This window comes from Streptomyces sp. NPDC057654 (assembly GCF_042800135.1).
Lineage (GTDB): Bacteria > Actinomycetota > Actinomycetes > Streptomycetales > Streptomycetaceae > Streptomyces.
The window spans coordinates 690-3403 of sequence record NZ_JBHVHQ010000908.1; the positions used below are offsets into that span (position 1 = coordinate 690).

Below are 2714 nucleotides of genomic sequence, written 5' to 3' on the forward strand. Positions count from 1 at the left end.
TCCCTCGGGCCCCTCGCCGAGCCACACCGTGCCGGCGCTGCCGCGCCCGAGGACCTGGTTCGCGGTGTACCGGCTGCCGATCTTCCGTGCCAAGACCACTCCGACTTCTCCGACATCCGACAGGGCGCGTTGGCGACAAAGCTACGCGGCTGAGGGGATGGTAAGGCTGCCGGTCCACGCCGACCGTCACTTCTGCGGCGGAAAGCACCCGCTGGATGTCGACATGTCGCCAGAGTCGGCCCACGGGGGGCCGACTCCGGCTCAGTTCTTGCCGAGGCCCGAGATCCAGTCCTTGGTGTCCTTGACCCAGTCCCAGGTGGCGTCCCAGAAGCCCTTGCCGTCGGCGACCCAGTCCTTGAGCGGGGTCAGCTCCCAGACCAGCCAGGAGCCGACGACGAGGATGACGATCACGAACAGGCAGCCCTTGAGGCAGCCGAGGCCGGGGATGCGCATCGGGTTCGCGCTGCGCTGCCGGGGCTGGCGCGGCTCACGGCGCGGCTCCGGCTCGGGCGGCGGCGCGTACCGCTGGGGCTGCGCGGGCTCCTGGTAGCGCGGCTGCTGCTGGGGCTGGTGCTGCGGCTGCTGGTACGGCGCGGGGGCCTGGGCGCGGCGCTGCTGGGGCCGTTGCGGCGGGCCCTGGGGCGGCCCTTGTTGCCCGTAACCCTGCTGCCCGTACGGCCCTTGCTGCCCGTAGCCCTGCGGCTGCTGCCCATACGGTCCTTGCTGCTGGCCGTACGGACCCTGCTGCTGACCGTAGGGGCCGGGGCCCTGCTGGCCGTAGCCCTGCTGCTGCGGGGCGGGGCGGTGGGGGCGGCGGCGCAGCGGGTCCTCGCTGGGGTCGAGGTAGCGGACCTGCGTCTGGTCGTTGCGGTCGCGGGCGGCGCGGAGCTGGCTCTCCCAGGGGTGCGGCCCGTCGGGCTCGTCCGGTACGGGCGGCATGGCGCGGGTCGGGTCGGGTCCGGGGGGACCGCCCGGGCCGCCGGAGTTCATCACCTGGGTGGGGTCGGCGTTCGGCCCGGCGGGGTTCTGGCCGGTGCTCTGCATGACGCTGGTGGCGGCGGTGGGGTCGTACGAGCCGGCGTTGGACGGCAGGACCTGGGTGGGGTCGGCGGCGCCGGTGCCGGGCCCGGTGGCCGGGTCCTGCTCGGGGCCGAGCAGCGCGGCGACGCCGAGCGCGGCCTCGGCCTGGGCCGCGCTGGCGTGCACGCCGACGCCGGAGGCGACCACGCGCAGCGCGCGGGCCAGGTTCTCGGCGCTGGGCCGTTCCTCCGGGCGCTTGCGCAGGCAGCGCTCGATGACCGTCCACAGCGGCTCGGGGACGGTGGTGGGGCGGCGCGGCTCCTCGCTGAGGTGGCGGTGGAGCACCTCCAGGGCGGTGGCGCCGGCGAACGGGGGGCGGCCGGTGACCAGTTCGTACAGCAGGATTCCGGCGCCGTAGATGTCGACGGCGGAGGTCTGCGGCTGGCCTTCGGCGGACTCCGGGGCGACGTAGGCGGGCGTGCCGACGAACTCGTGGGTGCGGGTCAGACCCGGGGAGTCGGCGAGCCGCGCGATGCCGAAGTCGGTGAGCATCGGGTGCATCTGGCCGTCGGCCTGGCCACCGGCGCCCGCGAGCAGGACGTTGGCGGGCTTCAGGTCGCGGTGCACGACGCCGTCGGCGTGGCTGGCGGCGAGGGCGTCGGCGATCTGGGCGGTGAGCAGGGCCGCGCCGACGGGGGTGAACGGGCCGTTGTCGCGCAGATAGCGGTGCAGGTCCGGGCCGTCGACCAGGTCCATGACGAGGGCGAGCAGATCGCCCTCGACGACGAGGTCGCGGGTGCGGACGATGTTGGGGTGCGTGAGCCGCAGCAGCACGGAGCGCTCGCGCAGGAAGCGCATGACGACGTCCGCGTCGTTGGCGAGCTCCTCCTTGAGCACCTTGATGGCGACGGTCTCGCCGGGCTGCCCGGCCACAGCTGCCTCGGCGCCCGCCGTCTCGCGCTGGCTGGCCCGCCAGACGGTGCCTGTGGCGCCGCGTCCGAGCGGCTCCTCAAGCAGGTACTTGCTGCCTACCGGCCGCACGTCTGCGCTCCCTGGTCGATCCTGATCCAAGCTGGTCGTGGCCTGTGGATACCCGGCCTTCGGCCCTACTCTAGTGCCGACTCGGAGGCCGACGGCCGGTGAATTCCGGTGGGGCTCAAGGGGAAGACGCACGTTCCGGACAGATGGTTGCCACATGGTGTCCTTTGGCCGGTCCGCGACCATAAGAAGGCCATCAACGGCGGTCCCAAGCAGGCACTTTTTCACCCGTAGCCGACCAATCAAGATCACTAAGCGGCGGTCGCCGGGCGTGTTGTCAGTGGCAGGTGCGAGGATGCTCACAAGCACGGGTGCGGCTGGGGAGCGGGGGCTCCGCGCGAACGTGGTGACCTGTACGTGCCGACGCGCCCGTGCACGGCGGGGGGAGCCGAGCCTCCGTCGGGCATTCCAGGGGCAGGAAAGGACCGTTGACGGCGATGCAGATCCGGCTGACCGTCCTCGGGCCGCGCAGCGGCCACACCGCACAAGCCGCCGCGCCCGCGCACGCCTGCGATGTCCTGGTGACCGCCCCCGCCGGGACCGCGCTCGCCGCCGTGACCAGCGGGCTCGCGACCGCGGTCGCCGCCGCCGGGTCCGACGTGGGCAGCGGGGCCGTGGTCGTCTACGCGGGCGCCGAGCGGCTGGACGCCCAGCGC

Annotated in this window: 2 protein-coding genes; one reads left to right on the plus strand and one right to left on the minus strand. The window is 73.7% G+C overall.

Features of this window, described 5'->3' with window-relative positions; translation table 11 throughout:
* Positions 1 to 261: 261 nt before the first annotated feature.
* Complete coding sequence (locus ACFU99_RS38095; RefSeq protein ID WP_384401616.1) at positions 262 to 2061, minus strand: serine/threonine-protein kinase; 1800 nt, start codon at positions 2059 to 2061, stop codon at positions 262 to 264.
* 434 nt (positions 2062 to 2495) lie between these two features.
* On the opposite strand from ACFU99_RS38095, the gene ACFU99_RS38100 reads away from it, so the two are divergent.
* Positions 2496 to 2714, plus strand: a 219-nt coding sequence (locus ACFU99_RS38100; protein WP_384401619.1) for a hypothetical protein, incomplete at its 3' end; no start/stop codon positions are given.